Source organism: Pseudomonas sp. LBUM1662 (assembly GCF_059695915.1).
Map to the genome: position 1 here is coordinate 5,985,047 of NZ_CP166793.1, position 19,551 is coordinate 6,004,597.

General features: G+C 61.1%; 16 protein-coding genes. 12 read left to right on the top strand and 4 right to left on the bottom strand.

The genetic code is table 11. The features are described from left to right. The first annotated feature begins 113 nt into the window (after positions 1–113). Complete coding sequence (locus ACA049_RS27265) at positions 114–4,439, top strand: DEAD/DEAH box helicase (protein ID WP_497331235.1); 4,326 nt, start codon at positions 114–116, stop codon at positions 4,437–4,439. Between the two features lie 97 nt (positions 4,440–4,536). Here the strand turns inward: ACA049_RS27265 and ACA049_RS27270 are convergent, their stop codons facing one another. Then, entirely contained in the window at positions 4,537–6,645 is a 2,109-nt protein-coding gene (locus tag ACA049_RS27270; RefSeq protein WP_497331237.1) for a mechanosensitive ion channel family protein, read from the bottom strand. Positions 6,646–7,096: 451 nt separating this feature from the next. Here ACA049_RS27270 and ACA049_RS27275 point away from each other — a divergent pair, with 451 nt between their 5' ends. From ACA049_RS27275 to ACA049_RS27290, 4 genes are read left to right on the top strand one after another with little or no spacing between them, the layout of a single operon-like run. Beyond that, the gene (locus tag ACA049_RS27275) at positions 7,097–8,023 is read left to right on the top strand and encodes a DUF72 domain-containing protein (RefSeq protein WP_497331239.1); all 927 of its coding nucleotides are present in this window, start codon (positions 7,097–7,099) and stop codon (positions 8,021–8,023) included. Continuing rightward, entirely contained in the window at positions 8,020–8,817 is a 798-nt protein-coding gene (locus ACA049_RS27280; protein WP_497331241.1) for an endonuclease/exonuclease/phosphatase family protein, read from the top strand. The genes ACA049_RS27275 and ACA049_RS27280 overlap by 4 nt, the downstream gene beginning before the upstream one ends. Then, positions 8,814–10,103, top strand: a complete 1,290-nt coding sequence (gene clsB / locus ACA049_RS27285) for a cardiolipin synthase ClsB (RefSeq protein ID WP_497331243.1) — start codon at positions 8,814–8,816, stop codon at positions 10,101–10,103. Before ACA049_RS27280 ends, clsB begins: the two co-directional genes overlap by 4 nt. Continuing rightward, positions 10,096–11,106 (top strand): lysylphosphatidylglycerol synthase domain-containing protein, encoded by a 1,011-nt coding sequence (locus tag ACA049_RS27290; RefSeq protein WP_497331245.1) that lies wholly within the window; start codon positions 10,096–10,098, stop codon positions 11,104–11,106. The genes clsB and ACA049_RS27290 overlap by 8 nt, the downstream gene beginning before the upstream one ends. A gap of 118 nt (positions 11,107–11,224) precedes the next feature. Here the strand turns inward: ACA049_RS27290 and ACA049_RS27295 are convergent, their stop codons facing one another. From ACA049_RS27295 to ACA049_RS27305, 3 genes are all read right to left on the bottom strand, one after another. Next, complete coding sequence (locus ACA049_RS27295) at positions 11,225–11,983, bottom strand: alpha/beta hydrolase family protein (protein WP_109635233.1); 759 nt, start codon at positions 11,981–11,983, stop codon at positions 11,225–11,227. After that, positions 11,973–13,082, bottom strand: coding sequence for a DUF3182 family protein (locus ACA049_RS27300; RefSeq protein ID WP_497331247.1), 1,110 nt, complete (start codon positions 13,080–13,082; stop codon positions 11,973–11,975). Before ACA049_RS27300 ends, ACA049_RS27295 begins: the two co-directional genes overlap by 11 nt. A gap of 295 nt (positions 13,083–13,377) precedes the next feature. Continuing rightward, positions 13,378–14,373 carry a GlxA family transcriptional regulator gene (locus ACA049_RS27305; protein WP_497331249.1) on the bottom strand — a complete coding sequence of 332 codons (996 nt, stop codon included), beginning with the start codon at positions 14,371–14,373 and terminating at the stop codon, positions 13,378–13,380. 104 nt (positions 14,374–14,477) lie between these two features. On the opposite strand from ACA049_RS27305, the gene ACA049_RS27310 reads away from it, so the two are divergent. The 7 genes from ACA049_RS27310 to ACA049_RS27340 all read left to right on the top strand — a co-directional run bounded on the left by ACA049_RS27310 (position 14,478) and on the right by ACA049_RS27340 (position 19,541). Next, complete coding sequence (locus ACA049_RS27310; RefSeq protein WP_497331251.1) at positions 14,478–15,032, top strand: cysteine hydrolase family protein; 555 nt, start codon at positions 14,478–14,480, stop codon at positions 15,030–15,032. Positions 15,033–15,314: 282 nt separating this feature from the next. Next, positions 15,315–15,896, top strand: coding sequence for a YjfI family protein (locus ACA049_RS27315; RefSeq protein WP_219097496.1), 582 nt, complete (start codon positions 15,315–15,317; stop codon positions 15,894–15,896). 24 nt (positions 15,897–15,920) lie between these two features. Continuing rightward, the gene (locus tag ACA049_RS27320) at positions 15,921–16,619 is read left to right on the top strand and encodes a PspA/IM30 family protein (RefSeq protein WP_497331253.1); all 699 of its coding nucleotides are present in this window, start codon (positions 15,921–15,923) and stop codon (positions 16,617–16,619) included. A gap of 157 nt (positions 16,620–16,776) precedes the next feature. Next, positions 16,777–17,340 carry a rhomboid family intramembrane serine protease gene (locus ACA049_RS27325; protein ID WP_497331255.1) on the top strand — a complete coding sequence of 188 codons (564 nt, stop codon included), beginning with the start codon at positions 16,777–16,779 and terminating at the stop codon, positions 17,338–17,340. Positions 17,341–17,399: 59 nt separating this feature from the next. Beyond that, positions 17,400–18,434 (top strand): ion channel, encoded by a 1,035-nt coding sequence (locus ACA049_RS27330; protein ID WP_497331257.1) that lies wholly within the window; start codon positions 17,400–17,402, stop codon positions 18,432–18,434. Beyond that, the gene (locus ACA049_RS27335) at positions 18,421–19,098 is read left to right on the top strand and encodes a DUF2491 family protein (protein ID WP_497331259.1); all 678 of its coding nucleotides are present in this window, start codon (positions 18,421–18,423) and stop codon (positions 19,096–19,098) included. Before ACA049_RS27330 ends, ACA049_RS27335 begins: the two co-directional genes overlap by 14 nt. 14 nt (positions 19,099–19,112) lie before the next feature. Continuing rightward, entirely contained in the window at positions 19,113–19,541 is a 429-nt protein-coding gene (locus ACA049_RS27340) for a DUF350 domain-containing protein (RefSeq protein ID WP_219097501.1), read from the top strand. The last annotated feature ends 10 nt before the right edge of the window (positions 19,542–19,551 follow it).

Sequence of the window (19,551 nt, forward strand, 5' to 3'; positions counted from 1 at the left end):
AAGAGCATGCGATCCCCTGTAGGAGCGAGGCTTGCCCGCGAAGAGGCCCTCAGCATCGGCACAAATCCCCAGCGGTACTTGCATCTTCCCCACCCCACCCGCATAAATTACCCATGAATCTGCCCATCCCCACGGACGCGGCCCTGGCAGGCTTCCACCCCGCCGTCAGCGCCTGGTTCAGCAACACCTTCCCGACGGTCACCGCCGCCCAGGCCCGGGCGTGGCCGTTGATCCGCCAGCACCGCTCGACCCTGATCGCCGCGCCCACCGGCTCCGGCAAAACCCTCACGGCATTTCTCGCGGTCATCGACGACCTGGTCCATCGCGGACTGGAAAACGAGGGCGGGCTGCCCGACGAAACCCTGGTGGTCTACGTCTCGCCGCTCAAAGCCCTGTCCAACGACATCCAGATCAACCTGCAAAACCCGCTGGCCGGCATCACCGAGCAATTGCGCGTCATGGGCCTGCCCCCATTGCAGATCAACACCGCCGTGCGCACCGGCGATACGCCGCAAAAAGAGCGCTCGGCGATGCGCAAAACTGCGCCGCACATTCTCGTGACCACCCCGGAATCCCTTTACGTGCTGCTCGGTTCCGACTCCGGCCGGCAGATGCTCGGCACCACGCGCACGGTGATCGTCGACGAAATCCACGCCATCGCCGCCAGCAAACGCGGCAGCCATTTGGCCTTGAGCCTCGAACGATTGCAGGCGCTGTGTGCGACCCCGCTGATGCGCATCGGCCTGTCCGCCACGCAAAAACCCATCGAAGCGGTCTCGCGCTTCCTTGTGGGTCGTGATCGCGAGTGCGAAATCATCGACATCGGCCACGCTCGCCCGCGGGATCTGGACATCGAAGTACCGCCAGTGCCGCTGTCCGCGGTGATGGCCAACGATGTATGGGAATTGGTCTACGACAGGCTCGCCGCCCTCGCCCGCGAACACCGCACCACGCTGATTTTCGTCAACACCCGGCGCCTGGCCGAGCGCCTGAGCCGGCATTTGAGCGAACGCCTCGGCAAAGAGGCCGTCGCCGCGCACCACGGCAGCCTGGCCAAGGAATTTCGTCTCGACGCGGAGCAACGGCTCAAGCGCGGCGACCTGCAAGTACTGATCGCCACGGCGTCGCTGGAGCTGGGGATCGATATTGGCGACGTCGACCTGGTGTGCCAGATCGCCTCGCCACGCTCGATTGCCGGGTTTCTGCAACGGGTCGGCCGCTCCGGGCACCAGGTCGGCGGCACGCCCAAGGGCCGTTTGTTCGCCACCACCCGCGATGACCTGATCGAATGCGCCGCCCTGCTCGACTGCGTGCGTCGCGGAGAACTCGACACCTTGCAGATTCCCAAGGCGCCGTTGGACGTGTTGGCGCAGCAGATCATCGCTGAAGTCAGTTGCCAGGAATGGCAGGAGCAGGCGCTACTGGAGATGTTCCGCAAAGCCTCGCCTTACGCCGAACTCGACGAAAAACATTACCAAGCGCTGCTGCACATGCTCGCCGAGGGCTACAACGGTCGTCAGGGCATCCGCAGCGCTTACCTGCACCGCGACGCCGTGACCCGCACATTGCGCGGTCGTCGAGGCAGCAAACTGACGGCTGTGACCAGCGGCGGGACCATTCCGGACAACGCCGATTACAGCGTGCTGCTCGAACCTCAAGGCCTGAACATCGGCAGCGTCAACGAAGATTTTGCGGTGGAGAGCATCGCCGGGGACATCTTCCAGCTAGGCAATACCTCGTATCGAATCCTGCGCGTCGACACCGGCAAGGTCCGGGTCGAAGACGCCCAAGGCCAGCCGCCGACCATTCCATTTTGGCTCGGCGAAGCGCCCGGTCGCAGCGCCGAACTGTCATTCGCCGTGGCGCGCCTGCAAGCGCAGCTCGACGACCTGCTGGGCGCCACACCGGGCGACTTGCAGCCGGCCATCGACTGGCTGACCGACACCCTCAGCTTGAACCTCGCCAGCGCCGAGCAACTGGTGGATTACCTGGCCCGGGCGCGCCTGACATTGGGCGCGCTGCCGTCGCAGGACACGCTGCTGATGGAGCGGTTTTTCGACGAATCCGGCGGCACACAACTGATCATCCACACGCCGTTCGGCAGCCGCATCAACCGCGCCTGGGGCCTGGCCTTGCGCAAGCGTTTCTGCCGCACCTTCAACTTCGAATTGCAGGCCGCCGCCAGCGAAGACGCGATCGTGTTGTCGCTGTCCACCAGCCACAGCTTCGAGCTCGACGACGTCTGGCGCTATGTGCACAGCAACACCGCCGAACACCTGCTGATCCAGGCCATACTCGATGCGCCGCTGTTCGGCGTGCGCTGGCGCTGGAACGCCGGGGTTGCCCTGGCGTTGCCGCGCTACACGGGCGGGCGCAAAGTCGCGCCGCAGATCCAGCGCATGAAAAGCGAAGACCTGATCGCCAGCGTGTTTCCCGATCAGATTGCCTGCGTGGAAAACCTCGCCGGCGAACGCGAAGTGCCCGAGCATCCGCTGGTGGAACAAACCCTCGACGATTGCCTGCACGAGGCCATGGACAGCGAAGGCTGGCTGGCGTTGTTGCGGCGCATGGAACGCGGCGATGTCCAGCTGATCAGCCGCGATTTGCCGGCGCCCTCGCCCTTGGCAGCAGAAATTCTCAGCGCCCGGCCTTACACCTTTCTCGACGATGCGCCGCTGGAAGAGCGCCGCACCCAAGCGGTACTCAACCGACGCTGGACCGATCCGCAGTCCACCGACGACCTCGGCGCGCTGGACGCCGAAGCGATTCAAGCGGTGCGCGACGAAGCCTGGCCCGCCCCCACCAGCGTCGATGAAATGCACGAGGCCTTGATGAGCCTGGCGTGCATCTCCGATGCCGAGGCGCAGACCAATGCGCATTGGCTGGATTGGCTGAACGCACTTGCCGACAGCGGGCGCGCCAGCCGTTTGCAACTCAATGCCGGGCAATCGCTGTGGCTGGCGTTGGAGCGTCTGACCTGCCTGCGGACGATTTATCCACAGGCGACGTTGCTGCCATCGCTGGAAGCGCTGCCGGGGTTCGATGAAGCCTGGGAGCCGGAAGAAGCGGTGCTGGAAGTGATTCGCGCACGGCTCAGCGCCTTTGGTCCACTGCCGCTTGAAGCGATTGCCGCCCCCTTGGGATTGCCTGTGATTGAAGTCACCCAAGCGCTAGCGCAACTGGAGCGCGAAGGTTATGTGCTGCGCGGCCAATTCACCCCGGGCGCCAGTGAGGATGAATGGTGTGAACGGCATCTGCTGGCGCGGATTCACCGCTACACGGTCAAGCGACTGCGGCGGGAAATCGAGCCGGTGGCGTTGCAGGATTTCATGCGCTTTCTGTTTGACTGGCAGCATCTGTCGACCGCAACTCAAGGCCAGGGCAACGCGGTGCTGCCCGCCATCGTTGCGCAGTTCGAAGGCTACCCCGCCGCTGCGTCAGCCTGGGACAGCGACATTCTGCCGATGCGGATCAAAGGCTATTCCGCGAGTTGGCTGGACGATCTGTGCCGTAGCGGAAAACTGGTCTGGACGCGCCTCACCGCGCGCAACAAGAGCGCCAGCACGGCGTTGCGCAGTACGCCGATTCTGTTGCTGCCGCGCAGCCAGGTCGGGTTGTGGAGCAGCCTGACCGAGCAGACGCCGGTCAGCGAACTCTCGCCCAAAACTCAAAAAGTTTACGAAGCCCTGAGCCAGCACGGCGCGCTGTTTTTTGATGAGTTGATTCACGAGGCGCATCTGCTGCGCGCCGAGCTGGAAATTGCCTTGCAGGAACTGGTCGGCGCCGGGCTGGTGAACGCCGACAGTTTCGCTGGCCTGCGAGCGCTGATCACCCCGGCCAGCAAACGGCAGAATCGCAGCAGCCGACGCGGGCGCGGGGCGTTTGTCGGCGGGATGGACGATGCCGGGCGCTGGGCTTTGCTGCGACGCGGTCCCGCCGCGCCAGTTGTGGATAACAAACGCCCGGCGCCGACGCCGAGCGACACCCTGGAACATATCGCCATGACCTTGCTTCGGCGCTACGGCGTGGTGTTCTGGCGTTTGCTGGAACGGGAAGCGGATTGGTTGCCGAGCTGGCGCGAATTGCTGCGCACGTTCCATCGGCTGGAGGCGCGGGGGGAGATTCGTGGTGGGCGGTTTGTCAGTGGGTTGGCCGGGGAGCAATTTGCGTTGCCCGAGGCAATTCCGTTGCTGCGCGAAGTTCGGCGCCGGCCGCATGACGGAAGTTTGATCGCGGTGTGCGGGGTTGATCCGCTAAACCTTGCCGGGACGTTATTGCCTGGCGCGAAGGTGCCGGCGTTGGCGAGTAATCGATTGGTGTATCGGGATGGGTTGCCGGTGGCGGCCGAGATTGCCGGCAAGCAGGTTTACTGGGTGGAGATGGATCAGCAATCGGCGGCTGAGCTACATAGCAAACTGACCCGCCACAATCCCCTGTAGGAGCGAGGCTTGCCCGCGAAGAACGAAGACACGGTTCTACTGATACACCGCGGTGCGCCCTTCGCGGGCAAGCCTCGCTCCTACAGGGTTCACGGTGTTATTGAGTGCGCGGCTGATCCGGCAACATCACCGGCGAATTTTCGGCCACCGGCCCATCATCTGTCATCGCATGTTTCGGCATCAAAACCTGCTGTGGATAAGTCTGCGCGAAATGCACCCACGGGCTGTTATCCACAAGCTTCTTCAAGCGCTGGTTAAACGCCCGGCTCACCGCATATTGCCCACCCGACACCGTGCGGAACTGCGCCGTCAGCACCACGCCGTTGAGGTCCATTTTGTCGACGCCAAACACGTCCAGCGGCCCTTGCAGGTTGTACTTGAGAAACGCGTCCTCACGGATCGAATCCCCCGCCTCGCGAATCAACTCGATGGCCTTGTCGACATCAGTGTCGTAGGTGAACTGCACCGAGAAAAACGCATAAGCAAACTGCCGCGATTGGTTGGTCACTGCCTTGATCTGACCGAACGGCACCGAGTGCACAAAACCCTTGCCGTCACGCAGGCGCAAGGTGCGGATGGTCAGGCCCTCGACCGTGCCGGCGTGGCCGGAGTCGAGCACCACCCAGTCGCCGATCGACAGCGTGTCTTCGATGATGATGAACAACCCGGTGATCACGTCCTGCACCAGTTGCTGCGAACCGAAACCGATGGCCAGGCCGACCACCCCGGCACCGGCCAGCAACGGCGCAACGTTGATTCCGAGATTGGCCATGGTGGTGATTGCGCAGATCACCACCAGGATGATTTTGATCGCGTTGCGCAACAGCGGCAGGATGGTTTTGACCCGCGTACTCGGCTGCGCCGTGCGTTTGTTGACCGGCGGTTTCAGCGCTTCCTGGATTGCCGTATCGAGCACCACCCACAGCAACCAGGTCACCAGAAAGATCAGCCCCATGCTGCTCAACGACTCACTGATCGCCCGCCCTACCGAGTTTTGCTCGGCAAATTCGAACAGCGACACGCCCCAGATCCGCCCGAGGATTTCGATGAAGGCCACGGCCATGACGATCCGCAGCAACGCGTGCAGCAGGCTGAGAAAACGCTCTTTGTACGCGCTGCTGTGCTGGATCGCGGCGACCTGCCGCGACTTGAACATGTGCTGGAAAATCGTGCTGAGAAACACCGTGGCGATCAGCAGGATGGTGGTGAACAACGCACAGCGCAGGGCCTTCTGATTGTCATCGCCGACACCGAGCAGGTTGATCGCCGATACCATCACCATCAGCAGGATCGGCCAGTACCAGAGCCCGGAAAAGATCCGCAAAGATTCTTGCAGCGACGGCTGTTTGAGACGCTGGGCCAGCGGCCGGTTACGGATCAGATGCGCCACCGGACGTCTTAGGCGAATCACCAGTAATCCGAAGATGATCGAGACGAAAAAACCGGTGAGCACGGCAGCGCTGCTGGTGATGTTGCCGCCCAGTTGCCGGGCGATTTGCGGGCTGGTCAACGCATCGCTGAGCGCGGCGAGGAAGCCGATCAGGAACAGCGGCCGAGGGCAGTAATCACGGATGATCTGCACCGCCGTGCGCTTGTGGCCGGTGTTGAACATGACGATCACGCAGAGCAGCATCGAGGTCGAGAAAATACCGCTGCTGGTGGCGTAGGCGAAACACAGCGCCAGCGCGCGGCCCACCGAGGCCGGCAGGAAATGGCTGACGTAGAGGGTCAGCGGCAGACAGATCAGGGCCGGTAGCGTGTAAGGCAACACATAATTGAGCAGGTCCTGACTGCGCTGGCGGGTGCGCAGCCAGCGGCCCTGGTTCAAGCGTTTGGCGAGGATCCCGCCAAGCACGGTGAGCAAGGCAAAGCTGCCGAGCCAGATCCCGGACAACATCAGAAAATCGCCGATCACGCTCCAGCCTGAACGGCTCGAGGGTCGATTGACCAGTTTGTCCACTTCGTTCGCCGCCCGATCGGCCCGCAGGCGCCAGGCGTCGACCAGGTCTTCGTTGAGGTCGAGCTTGTCCTGAACGTCGTCGATGCTGGAGCTGATGGCCCCGAGCAGTCCGCCCTGGACCAGCGGTTCCGGCGCAGCGGGTTCTTCGGCAGCGGCGGGAACACCCGGCAGCGCGGCGGCTTCCAGCTCGTTGCTGCCCAGAAACAGCAACGCCCCCAGCAGTATCGCGGTCTTGAACTTGAGCAAAACGGGAAGCTCCTTGGGAAAGGTCTGTAAGGAACTGATCGGGAAATGGCGGGCAAGTTCGGTTTTGCCCGCATATAACCAACAACACAGGTCCCTGTGGGAGCGGGCTTGCTCGCGAAAGCGGAGTGTCAGTCAACAAGGAAGGTGAAGCTGCTGGCCAATTCGCGAGCAAGCCCGCTCCCACAGGGGTTTTGTGTTGATTGATTGATATTTGATCTGAACGCAAATATCAAATGCCCACCCCTCTATTTTTCCGCACAACCCAAACCCCGACACTGCGCTCCATCAATCAAACACACCGGATCGATCGACTTGATCCGGTCTATGCCGAGATGCAGGTCCGTGCGTCTATTCAAGCTGTGCACCGTCCGTAGCCCCATCGAAACTTTCTCGGTTACCCCACGGTCATCAAAAGACCGGGGCAACCGAGGACCATCAGACGGGAGGCGACATGGCGGCGATTCACATTGGTATTTCAGGCTGGCGCTATACACCTTGGCGGGGTGGTTTCTACCCGAAGGGGCTGACCCAGAAGCGCGAATTGCAGTTTGCGTCTCGGGCGGTCAACAGCATCGAAATCAATGGATCGTTTTACGCCCTGCAACGGCCTGAACGTTACGCCCAGTGGTATGCCGAAACCCCGGCGGACTTCGTGTTCAGCGTCAAAGCCCCGCGGTTCATCACCCATATCAAACGCCTGCGGGACATTCATAAGCCGCTGGCGAATTTCTTTGCCTCAGGGATCCTCGAGCTCAAAGAGAAACTCGGGCCGATCCTCTGGCAGTTCCCGCCCAATTTCAAATTCGACGTCGAGCTGTTCGAAAGCTTCCTTGAGCAATTGCCCCACGACACCCAACAGGCGGCCGCCCTCGCCCGCCAGCACGATTCGCACCTGCACGGCCCCGCCAGCCTGAAGGCGTACAAGAAAAAGCCGCTGCGCCATGCCGTTGAAATCAGAAACGAGACCTTTGTTGATCCGGCGTTTGTGCGCCTGCTCAAACGCTACAACGTTGCCCTGGTCATCGCCGACACCGCCGGAAAATGGCCGTACCGCGAAGACGTCACCAGTGATTTCGTTTACCTGCGCTTGCACGGCGCCGAAGAACTCTACGCCAGCGGCTACACCCCTGAGGCGCTGGAACGCTGGGGCGAGCGCATCGACGCCTGGAACCACGGCCAACAACCGGCAGATCCGCAGCTGATCGCACCTCGGCAGAAGCCAAAAGCGCGCAAGTCCCGCGAGGTTTTTTGCTACTTCGACAACGACATCAAGGTCCGCGCACCTTTCGATGCCCGGCGCTTGCTTGAGCACTTCCACCTCGACAAAAACCTCGCCACCGCCCCCGGCGAACCTGTTGCCGAAGGGGTACTGCCATGAGCATTTCCGAACCGGTCGGCACCACCGACGAACAGCAACCGATCATCACCGCCGTGCGCCGCTTCACCGTGCTGACGGTCAACACTCACAAGGGTTTCACCGCGCTCAACCGGCGCTTCATCCTGCCGGAATTGCGCGAAGCGGTGCGCAGTGTCTCCGCCGATGTGGTGTTTTTGCAGGAAGTGCACGGCACCCACGAACATCATCCCCAGCGCTACAGCAACTGGCCGACGATGCCGCAGTACGAATTCCTCGCCGACACCCTGTGGCCGCAGTTTGCCTATGGCCGCAACGCGGTGTACCCGGAGGGCGATCACGGCAATGCGCTGCTGTCGAAATTCCAGATCATTCGCCATGACAACGTCGACGTTTCGATCAGCGGCCATGAGAATCGCGGCATCCTGCATTGCGTGCTGCGCCTGCCGGGCGATGGCCGGGAAGTGCACGCCATTTGCGTGCATCTGGGACTGCGTGAAAGCCACCGTACCGAACAACTCAAGTTACTGGCGCGGCGCCTCGAAGACCTTCCCGACGATGCCCCGGTGATCGTCGCCGGCGACTTCAACGATTGGCGCCTGCGTGCCGATGCGTTGCTCAAGCCCTGTGGTCTGCGCGAGGTGTTCGCCGAACACCACGGCAAACCGGCGCGCAGTTTTCCGGCGCGGTTGCCGGCGTTACGCCTGGACCGAATCTATGTGCGCAACCTCAAGGCCAGCCGTCCTCAAGTGCTGGCGGCGCGCCCCTGGTCACACCTTTCCGATCACGCACCGCTGTCGGTGGAGATCGAACTATGAGCAGCGCACCGATGGAAAAAGCCACCGTTGAACACATCCCAACCACGCCACCGGTGCGTGAACCCGGCGTCGTCGATGTTGAATACGGCTGGCAAGGCAACAACCTCGTGGAAATGCTGGAAAACGGCGAAGCCTATTTTCCGCGAGTGTTCGAGGCGATGCGCCAGGCCAAGACCGAAATCCTCCTGGAAACCTTCATTGTGTTCGAGGACAAGGTCGGCAATGAGCTGGCGGAGGTGCTGATCGAAGCCGCCCAACGCGGCGTGCGGGTCACCGCCAGCCTCGACGGGTTTGGCTGTGGCGAGTTGAGCAACGGCTATCTCGCGGCGTTGAGTCAGGCCGGCGTGCGCCTGCAAATATTCGATCCGGCGCCCAAGCGCCTGGGCATCCGCACCAACTGGTTCCGCCGTCTACACCGCAAGATCGTGGTGGTGGACGGCACGATTGCGTTCATCGGAGGGATTAACTTTTCCGCCGACCACCTGGCCGACTTCGGCCCCGAGGCCAAGCAGGATTACTCGGTTGAAGTGCAAGGCCCGGCGGTGGCCGACATCCATCACTTCGCGCTGCTGCAAAGCGGCCGTCCGGGGCGCGCCAAATACTGGTGGCAACGCCGCCGGCAGCGGCGTTCGGAACTGGCGTTCAGCGACCACGACGGCCAGGTTCGGTTGGTGTACCGCGACAACGGCGATCATCGGACGGATATCGAAGAGGTTTACCGGCAAGTGCTGCGCAGTGCCCAGCGCCGCGTCGTGATCGCCAATGCCTACTTTTTCCCGGGTTACCGCTTGCTGCGCGAGATCCGCAACGCCGCGCGTCGTGGCGTCGACGTGCGCCTGATTCTGCAGGGGCAACCGGACATGATGGTGGCCAAACTGGCCGCGCGCATGACTTACGACTATCTGCTCAAGTCCGGCGTGCAGATCTACGAATATTGCGAACGCCCGCTGCACGGCAAAGTCGCGCTGGTGGATGAGGACTGGAGCACCGTCGGCTCGAGCAATCTCGACCCGTTGAGCCTGTCCATGAACCTGGAAGCCAACGTGTTGATCCGCGACCGCGCCTTCAATCAGGACCTGTTCGACCGGCTTGAGGTGCTGAGCAATAACCACTGCAAAGCCATGTCAGTGGAAAAGTCCCCGCGCGGACGGATCTGGCACATGACCGTCGGCTTTCTGGTGTTTCACTTCCTGCGCCATTTCCCGGCGTGGGCTGGTTGGTTACCGGCGCACAAGCCGCGCCTGAAACCCTTCACCCATTCAGCCGAGAGCGCTAACCATGAATAACGTTGAAGCGCACTCGGCAACCAACGCTGACAGCCCGGCGCCAGCCCCGGTCAAAAAAAACCGCTGGAGCCGCTGGAAAAAACCGCTGACGATGCTGTTTTTCCTGGCGCTGATCGTGTTGTTCACGATGCTCGCCCAGCGCATCGAATGGAACGAAGTTTTCGACACCCTGGCCGATTTCAAGGTGCGCACGCTGATCATTGCGTCCTGCCTGACGCTGGTGAGTTTTCTGGTCTACGCCTGCTTCGACCTGATCGGCCGCACCTACATCCGCCAGGACCTGACCTGGAAACAGATCCTGCCGGTGGGGATCATCAGCTACGCCTTCAACCTCAACCTGAGCGCGTGGGTCGGCGGCATCGCCATGCGTTATCGCCTGTATTCGCGACTCGGGGTGAGCAAAAGCAACATCGCGAAAATCCTCGGGTTGAGCCTGGCGACCAATTGGTTCGGCTACATGGTGATTGCGGGCGCGGTGTTCAGCAGCGGACTGGTCAGAATGCCCCCGGGCTGGAAACTCAGCAGCGGCGCCTTGCAAGCTGTAGGCGTGTTGTTGCTGCTGGTGAGCGCGGGGTATCTGGCGGCGTGCCGGTTCTCCAAGCGTCGGGAATGGGCGATACGCGGCGTGGAAATCAACCTGCCCTCGCTGCGCATGGCGGTGCTGCAACTGGCCCTCGGGGCGCTGAACTGGTCGCTAATGGCGGCGGTGATCTTCACGTTGCTGCCGAGCAAGCTGGATTATCCGTTGGTGCTGGGCGTGTTGCTGATCAGTGCGATTGCCGGGGTGATTACCCACATTCCTGCCGGGCTTGGGGTGTTGGAGGCGGTGTTTGTGGCGTTGCTGCAGCATGAGGCGTCGCGGGGGAGCCTGGTGGCGGGTTTGCTGGCGTATCGGGCGATCTATTTCATCTTGCCGTTGTTGATTACGTTGGTGATGTATCTGGTGGTGGAGGCCAAGGCGAAGTCGCTGCGAATTGCTAAAAAGCCCAAAGAGACAGGTTGATTTCGAGGACGCCATCGCGGGCAAGCCTCGCTCCTACAGGTTGGGCGTCGACCACAATATTGCGACACCCATAAATCCGTAGGAGCGAGGCTTGCCCGCGAAGAATTCAACGCCGATCTCATTTCGATTGAATAATGCTCAACCGCTCACCCACCACCATCTCGGTAATCCAGTCCACCAGGATCGACGTATACGCCTGCTGTGAAACCGGCTCGCTCAACGCGTGATCGGCACCGTCGATAATCCGGTGCGTCAGCGAATGCGTCTGCTGGCACGCGGCGCGGTAGCTCATGATCGTTGCGTGCGGCACGAAGTCGTCGGTCTCTGACTCCACGAGCAGCACATCCCCAGTGAATTGCGAGCAGGCATGCAAGGCGCGATTGCTGTCGGCGCGCACCAGCGTGTTGCGGTAATCGCGCAAATCCGCCTTGTCCAATTCACGCTTGGGCGTATGCCATTCATCGTCGCGATACAGCGCAGGCACTCGCAGCGCCAGCCAGCGCACCGGGCGCAACGACGTCAGGATCGAGGCCAGATAACCGCCATAGCTGGTGCCGACCACCGCAATGGCGGAAGTGTCGAGCGCAGGATGGGCGAGCAAGCGGTCGTACGCCGCAAGCAAGTCACGCAGGTTGTCTTCGCGCGTGACGCGAGTGAGTGGAATGCCGGTGCCGCCGGTGTGTCCGCGCAAATCGAACGTCAGGCACACGCACCCCAGGCCGGCGATGCCTTTGGCCCGTTCCAGGTCCCGCTCCTGGCTGCCGCCCCAACCGTGCACAAACAACACGCCGGGGACTTTCGATTTGGGGCTCAGAAATGTCCCGCTCATCTGTTCATCGTCGATGTCGATCTGAATGGTTTCGCTTCTAGCCGTCATAGGATTTGACCGTTACGTACTTGAGAAGAAAGTCACTGTTTTCCGCCGGCCCGCGATACACCTCGATGGCGTCCGCCGGCAGCGGTTGGTCGATGTAGGTTTCCACCGACGACACGCGAATCGCGCGCATCCCCGGGTCGTTGACGAAGCTCTGCAACGCGGCCACTTCGGCACTGCTGGCGCCGCCCATGCGCCAGGACTGTTCGAGCACACCGCTGCGCTGTTTGCCGTTACTGTCCAGGCCTTGGGCGATGTCATAGTTGCGGCGCGAGGCGTAGAAACCGGGGTAGGCCTCGTCTGCTGCACTGTCGAACACTTGCGCTTGCTGGATTGCCAGGCGCACATCGTCGGGCAGGTCCAGTTTCAGCAAGTCTTCGTAATCCCCCTGCACCACCAACAGATTGGAACCTCCATAAACCTGCTCGCCCCGACCGTCTTCGGTCAAGTATTGATCGCCGCAATAACTCAGCACCCTGCCGCCGATAAAGCTCTGGCCGACGCTGTGGGTGATCACTTGGTCGAGATCCTGCTCGAGCACCACGCCTTCGCTGAACAGTGCCTTGGCATCGGGGCGCGCCAGCACCTCATCGAACTGGTCGAGGCTTTTGATCACTTCCTGGCCACGTCCGGCGCAGGCATGAATCGGCTTGATACGGATGGGACCTGCATAGAGCAAATGCTCCGCCGCCGGTCGCGCATCGTCGAACGAGAACACGCTGAGGCCATCGAGCACCACGCTGCGTACGCGTTCGGAAAACAACGGAGACCAGCCTTCCGGGGCCTGCGCATTTTTGTTGCGCAACCCGTGGCTGATGGCTTTGGTGCAGATGAAATCGTGGTCGACGTAGCCGCCCCACATATCCTCCGGCCCCGTGACGCCCAATGCCCGGGCGGCAGCGGCGCCGACCAGGGTCTGGGTCGGCAAGAGATAAAGGTCCCGGCCGTTGTGAAGTTCGGGGTCGTAACTGCCACCGAACTTGAGCCCGAGGATTTGAGCCAGCCAACGCGCCAGCGCGCGATTGGTTTCGACTTCGTGCTGGGGCGCCTCGGGGCGGACCGAGTGGGCGATTACCAGTTTTTTTCGGCTTGTTGGGGTCATGCGTCCCCCTTCAATCGGCGTTTGATGAATGTAGTTGAAGGGGTGCAGAGATCAAGCCAAGGGCGGTTTGAGTGAAACGGGTTTCAAATCAGCCGGCTGCGAAAACAGTGATATCACCAGGCCTGCTTTATTCTGCACGACGAAGGTTCAAACTCCTGCATTTTGCACGACTGACACAAATCCAATGTGGGAGCGGGCTTGCTCGCGAAAGCGGAGTGTCAGCCTGCATCAATGTCGACTGACACTCCGCTTTCGCGAGCAAGCCCGCTCCCACAGGGAGTCCATGTTGATGCGACTAGCGCGTCGCGGCGGCACCCGGCATCACGCCAAACCGCGACCGGTAATCACTTGGCGCCAGCCCGGTGATTTTCTTGAAAGTCGCCCGGAACGCCCCCGGGTCTTGATACCCCACGGTCCATGCGATGTGATCGATGGTGCCGTTGGTGAATTCGAGCATTTCCCGCGCCTTGCCGACTCGCAGGTGCTGGCAGTATTCGGTGGGTTTCAACCCGGTGGCCGCGCGGAAGCGGCGCAGGAACGTGCGTTCTTCCAGCCCCGCCCGCTCGGCCATCGCGGTCAACGATACATCGGTGGCGCCGGTGCTTTGCAGCCAGTGCTGAACCTTGAGAATCGACGCGTCGCCATGGCTGAGAATCGGTGAAAAATTGCTGCCGCATTCACTCGCGCTGTCGCTGTGCTCCACCACCAGGAAACGCGCGGTGCCGGTGGCGATGCTCGGGCCGAGCAGACGGTCTACCAGGCGCAGCCCCAGCTCGGACCAGGCCATCAGCCCGGCGGTGGTGATCAGATCGCCGTCGTCGACAATGGGCGTGTCGGCCTTGAGCTTGATGGCCGGATAACGCTCGGCGAAGGTCTTGGCCGAGGTCCAGTGGGTGGTGGCGCTGCGGCCGTCGAGCAAGCCGCTTTCCGCCAGCAGAATCGAGCCCACGCAGACGCCACCGAGGGTCGCGCCCTGGGCATGTTGCTGACGCATCCAGTGGATCAACGCCTGGGGTGCCTGGCCTTCGGAAAATCCGGCAATAGACGGCGGAATCAACACCGCCAACAAAGCGCGGTCGGGGCCGGGATGGCTGTCGTAGACCCGCTCGGGTGCCTGATCACCCTTGACCTGCCAATGACTGACCCGCAGCACCGGCAACTGCGCGGCCTGATGCTCGGCGGCGATCCGGTTGGCCACGCCGAACAGGTCGGTCAACCCGTGCACCGCCGCCATCTGCGCGCCGGGATAAATCAGCACGCCGAGTTCGGCGATTGCCCTTTGTGCATCCATTGTCAGTTTTCCCCCTTCTATTGTCGGTGCGGCCAATCCCCGGTCGGCCTGCCAGGGCCAATACTTCGTTCCACATCCAACACACACATTTCGAGGAAACAGCCATGGCCAAGCAAGCACTCATCGTAGTCGATATCCAAAACGACTACTTCCCCCAAGGCAAGTGGCCGCTGGTCGGCGCCGATGCTGCAGCCGACAACGCCGTCCGTTTGCTCAAGGCCTTTCGCGATGCCGGTGATTCGGTGGTGCACATCCGTCACGAATTCACCTCCGAAGAAGCTCCGTTCTTCACCCCGGGCTCCGAAGGCGCGAAGCTGCACCCCAAAGTCCTCAACCGCGCCGACGAGCCGGTGGTGCTCAAGCACTTCGTCAACTCGTTCCGTGAAACCGAACTGAAGTCGATCCTCGACGAGCAAGGCATCAAGGAACTGGTGGTTGTCGGCAGCATGAGCCACATGTGCGTCGATGGCATCACTCGCGCCGCGGCTGATTTCGGCTACACCGTCACCGTGATCCACGACGCCTGTGCCTCACGCGACCTGGAGTTCAACGGCGTCACGGTGCCCGCCGCCCACGTCCACGCCGCGTTCATGTCGGCCCTGGGTTTCGCCTATGCGAGCGTGATTTCCACCGACGAATTCCTGGCGGCCAGCCGCTAACTTTCTAACTTATTGATCAACTTCCAAAAAGGGCCCGCCGCGTTTGAACGCTGCAGGCCCTTTTTGCTGTCCGAAAAAAGTAATGCAAAAAATCTCACGCGTGAGCTATTGAGAGTGGCAAAAATTGCCTGTAGTGTTTCCCACGCGTGAGTTTTTCACATCGAGGTCAGCCCCATGAAAAGCAGCTCTCCATCGAGCCCCCCAACCGGGCCCGAGACCGATCCAGCAAGCCGCAAGGGAGAGCGCGCGAAACCGTCCGCGAAAAAACCATCGAGCTTTTACATGAAGCAGATGCGCGCGGGCCTGGGTGCCGCCGGTTATGTGAAACACGAGACTTGGGTGCTTCCCGAAAACCGAAGCCTGCTCAAGCAGATGGAGAAACAGCTTCGCCAACCGATTCTGGCTGGCTCATTCATGTCGGAGAATTACATGAGCGCAGGTACAAACTGGAACATCGATCGCCTCTTCAGCGCCCTTCAGGCCCTGGACGAAGTGGTTTCGAACGACATTACGCTTTCTCTCGTTCAAGGTTCCGAATCCAGCATCAAGCTGGAAATGAACGATTTCGGTGGCTTGCCGATTTACATCGCAGTGGTGGGTGAACAGATCATCGTCGATACCGTTCTGGTCGACGTCGAGTCCATCAACGACGTACCGGCCTTCAACGACGCCGTGCTGCGCAGCCGGGAGATGTTCCCGCTGTCCTCGATCGGCATCGAGTCCATGCCGAACGGGCAGATTGTCTACAACATGTTTGGCGCCCTGAGCTCCGACTCCAGCCTGACGAACATCGTGACCGAGGTAAAAACCCTCGTCGACAACGTCCAGCGCGCCAGCGAAGCCTTCGAACGTTTCTTCAATTAATTATTCGGTAACAGGAAATATCCAATGACTCAGTCCATCTGGAGCAAATTGTTCACCGCGCTGCGTGGCGGTGCCAACGAAGTCGGCGAATCGATCGTCGACCAACAGGCCCTGCGCATCCTCGACCAGGAAATCCGCGATGCGGACAGCGCCCTGGCCAACGCCAAGCGTGAACTGGTCACCATCATGGCCAAGCACAAACTGTCGGCTGATCGCGTCAGCGAGTACAACGCCAAGATCAAGGACCTGGAATCCAAGGCCCTGGCCGCGATTCAGGCCAACCGTGAAGACCTGGCACTGGAAGTGGCCGAAGCCATTTCGACCCTGACCAATGAGCTGGACGTCGAGCAGAAGCAGGCCACCGAGTTCGGCGGTTACGCGGACAACATGCGCAAAGACATAACCAAGGCTGAAAACCGCATCAAAAGCCTGCGCCAGCAAGTGGACATGGCCAAGGCGCGCGAAAGCGTACAGAAAGCCCAGGTCAGCGCGTCTATCGCCAGTGGCGGCGCCAACGGCAAGCTGGAAACCGCCGTCGGTACGCTGAACCGTCTGCAGGCCAAGCAGCAGCAACGCGCGGCTGAACTGGAAGCTCAGGACCAACTGGCCGATGCGTCGACCGGTACCGACCTGGAACGCAAACTGCGCGACGCCGGCATCACGCCGAACGAAGGCAGCGCCAATGCGATTCTGGAACGCCTGAAGCAAAAATCGGCTGAGTAACTTTGCCGGACGCATAACCTGTGGGAGCGGGCTTGCTCGCGAAGGCGGCGTGTCAGGCAACATTTATGTCGACTGACACTCCCTCTTCGCGAGCAAGCCCGCTCCCACATGGATCGGCGCTGATTCATTGCCCTTCTTTTTTACGTCGAGGACAAGGATGGATGCCCTGAAGGGTTTCAAGACAATCGCAGGCCTGGCCCTCTTCATGGTCGCGTTGCAACTGGTCAACGTCGCGACCGGCTACAGCCTCATGGCCTTCGGCCTGGTCCCGAGAACCGTGCACGGTCTGTTCGGCATCATCACCTCGCCTTTTCTGCACGCGTCCTTTGCGCACCTGAGCGCGAACCTGATTGCCTTTTTGATACTGGGCACCCTGGTCATCATCGAAGGACTCAACCGGTTCATTGCGGTCAGCGCGATCATTATTCTGCTGGGCGGCGCGCTGGTCTGGCTGTTCGGTTTTGCAGGTGTACACATCGGCGCCAGCGGCTGGGTATTCGGGTTGTGGGCCTACCTATTGGCACGCGCGTGGTTCCAGAGGAGCTGGGGCAATCTGATCACGGCCTGTGTCGTGGCCCTTCTCTATGGCGGCATGATTTTCGGATTCCTTCCGCGTCAGGGGGTTTCCTTCGAAGGTCATCTGTTTGGTGCGTTCGCCGGATTTATTGCAGCCAAGGTACTTTTCTCTGCGCCGCGCAGCAGGTTTAATGCCGCCGGATAAACGCAAGAAGCAGCGGCGATCAGATCGCTGCAATGAGTACCCACGGAGTCAGGGACGAAATGTCGATTTTCCTTTTATTGCGCATGTACGCCTCGTCCCTCTTCCACCGCTTTGGCTGGGCCGGTCTGGTCGTTGCCTTGGGCGTCCACTTGTTCACGGCTTACGTGGGCCTGGTGCTTCTGGGCGAACAACACCTCACCGCCCCCGCGACGTTTACTTACTTCTATCTGACCACCACACTCACCGTCGGCTATGGCGATCTCGCGCCGCAGACAGCGGCGGGACGGATTTTCGTGGCCACCTGGGTCATGCTCGGGGGCATTGCGCTGCTGACGGCAGCCATCGGCAAAACCACCAGCAGCGTCATCGATGCATGGAGAAAAGGCATGAAGGGCAAAGGCGATTTCACCGGTCAGGTCGGCCACACGGTTCTCATCGGCTGGGAAGGCGCGTCCAGCGAACGGGTCATTGAATTGCTGCTTCAGGACGAAACCTCGAACGACAACCTGATCGTCATCTGCGATTGCACCCTTGAAGAAAACCCGATGCCGGGCAAAGCCAGCTTCATCAAAGGTGAAAGCCTCTCTTCTGTGGCGTTGTTGTTGCGCGCTGGCGTTCCCGGTGCCGAACGGGTTCTGGTGCGAACCCATTCAGACGACCTGACCCTGGCCACCGTGCTGGCGGTCAATCAACTGAAGCCTGTCGGGCATGTGGTCGCCCATTTCAATGACAGTGAAATCGCCGCACTCGCCAGCGCCTACGCGCCCAGCCTGGAATGCACCTCCAGCATGGCCATCGAGATGCTGGTGCGCGCTTCTCAGGATCCGGGCTCGTCAGTGGTCATCAACGAACTGCTGTGCGTCGGCCAAGGCGCCACCCAATACCTGATGAAACTGCCCGAGGCGTTCGAAGCCACCTTCGGCGATCTGTACTCCCGAATGAAAGAACACCACAACGCCACGCTCATCGGCTATCGCGCCAAAGGTGCCACACAACCGTCGATCAACCCGCCCAGCGCCACACGCGTTGAGGGCGGCGAACTCTTCTACATCGCCTCCACTCGCCTCAAGGAAATCTCCAATGGGTTGGTTTAAACAGTTGATGGGGCTTGAGGCCCCGAACGCGACGCCAGAGTCGAAATGGACCGCCAACGAAACCCCGCCACCAGCCACCGGCCCATTGGGTCTCGGATTGGGCAAGGGCGTGATGTTCGACACCTCCCTGAGATTGTTGCTCGACGGCAACACCACGGTGACCATCCCGGGTTCCCAGCAGATCTGGAGCAACGGCACCATCGATCTCGGGCAATCGACCTGGCTGTCGCGCTATTACATGAACGACGAAGACTACTGGCTGCAGGTGCACACCACCGGCGAAATTGCCGGGCAGGTTGAGTCGGTGATCCTGTTCAACTATCTCAGCTACATCACCATCAGCAGTGAAGCCGAACTGCGCCGATTGGCCGGTCCGCAAAGCCTGATCGGGCTGCCGACCTACACCCATAACGGCGTCGAATACACCCGCGAATGGGGCACCGAGAATGCCCAGACAGAATTGGTGGCGTTGAGTGAACAGCTGAAAAATCCGGACGAGTCCTACGGCATCGAGCACCGTTCCATGCTCTACGCCCGCGAAACCGGCCTGACCGATCGCCGGGAATTCCTGCTGTTTTCCGTCGAAGAAGACGCCGAAGGCACCATCAGCTTGAGTACGTCGCTGGGCATCTCGCTGTACACAACCGACCTGAATACGTTCTAAAAAGGAAGAAGTCCATGCTAGAAGCACTCTCCATCTCCCTGAACAAAGCCGCCGTGTTCGGGTTTGTTTCGTACATCCTCGGCGCCGCCGTGCTGTTCGCGCTGTTCCAGTTCATCTACACCCGCATCACCCCGCACAAGGAATTCGAACTGATCCGTTCGGGCAACGTGGCCGCCGCCATCGCCCTGGGCGGCGCCATCATCGGTTTCGCCATTCCAGCGAGCAACGTGATTGCGTACTCGATCAGCATCCTCGACTTCGTTGTCTGGGCAGTCATCGCAGCCCTCGTTCAACTGCTGGCATTCATGGTGACCAGCCTGGTGCTCAAAGGCACTTCGGAGCGCATCAAGAAAGGTGAAATCGCGGCCGGCATCTACGTCGCAGCCGTGGCCATCAGCGTCGGCATGCTGAACGCCGCGTGCATGACTCCTTCCCAGAACTGATTGCGCCCGG

Coding starts and splice junctions, on each gene's coding strand:
- ACA049_RS27320 (WP_497331253.1), top strand. CDS start 15,921: ATGACTCAGTCCATCTGGAGCAAATTGTTCACCGCGCTGCGTGGCGGT.
- ACA049_RS27305 (WP_497331249.1), bottom strand. CDS start 14,373: ATGGATGCACAAAGGGCAATCGCCGAACTCGGCGTGCTGATTTATCCC.
- ACA049_RS27290 (WP_497331245.1), top strand. CDS start 10,096: ATGAATAACGTTGAAGCGCACTCGGCAACCAACGCTGACAGCCCGGCG.
- ACA049_RS27340 (WP_219097501.1), top strand. CDS start 19,113: ATGCTAGAAGCACTCTCCATCTCCCTGAACAAAGCCGCCGTGTTCGGG.
- ACA049_RS27310 (WP_497331251.1), top strand. CDS start 14,478: ATGGCCAAGCAAGCACTCATCGTAGTCGATATCCAAAACGACTACTTC.
- ACA049_RS27325 (WP_497331255.1), top strand. CDS start 16,777: ATGGATGCCCTGAAGGGTTTCAAGACAATCGCAGGCCTGGCCCTCTTC.
- ACA049_RS27295 (WP_109635233.1), bottom strand. CDS start 11,983: ATGACGGCTAGAAGCGAAACCATTCAGATCGACATCGACGATGAACAG.
- ACA049_RS27315 (WP_219097496.1), top strand. CDS start 15,315: ATGAAGCAGATGCGCGCGGGCCTGGGTGCCGCCGGTTATGTGAAACAC.
- ACA049_RS27330 (WP_497331257.1), top strand. CDS start 17,400: ATGTCGATTTTCCTTTTATTGCGCATGTACGCCTCGTCCCTCTTCCAC.
- ACA049_RS27265 (WP_497331235.1), top strand. CDS start 114: ATGAATCTGCCCATCCCCACGGACGCGGCCCTGGCAGGCTTCCACCCC.
- ACA049_RS27275 (WP_497331239.1), top strand. CDS start 7,097: ATGGCGGCGATTCACATTGGTATTTCAGGCTGGCGCTATACACCTTGG.
- ACA049_RS27280 (WP_497331241.1), top strand. CDS start 8,020: ATGAGCATTTCCGAACCGGTCGGCACCACCGACGAACAGCAACCGATC.
- clsB (WP_497331243.1), top strand. CDS start 8,814: ATGAGCAGCGCACCGATGGAAAAAGCCACCGTTGAACACATCCCAACC.
- ACA049_RS27335 (WP_497331259.1), top strand. CDS start 18,421: ATGGGTTGGTTTAAACAGTTGATGGGGCTTGAGGCCCCGAACGCGACG.
- ACA049_RS27300 (WP_497331247.1), bottom strand. CDS start 13,082: ATGACCCCAACAAGCCGAAAAAAACTGGTAATCGCCCACTCGGTCCGC.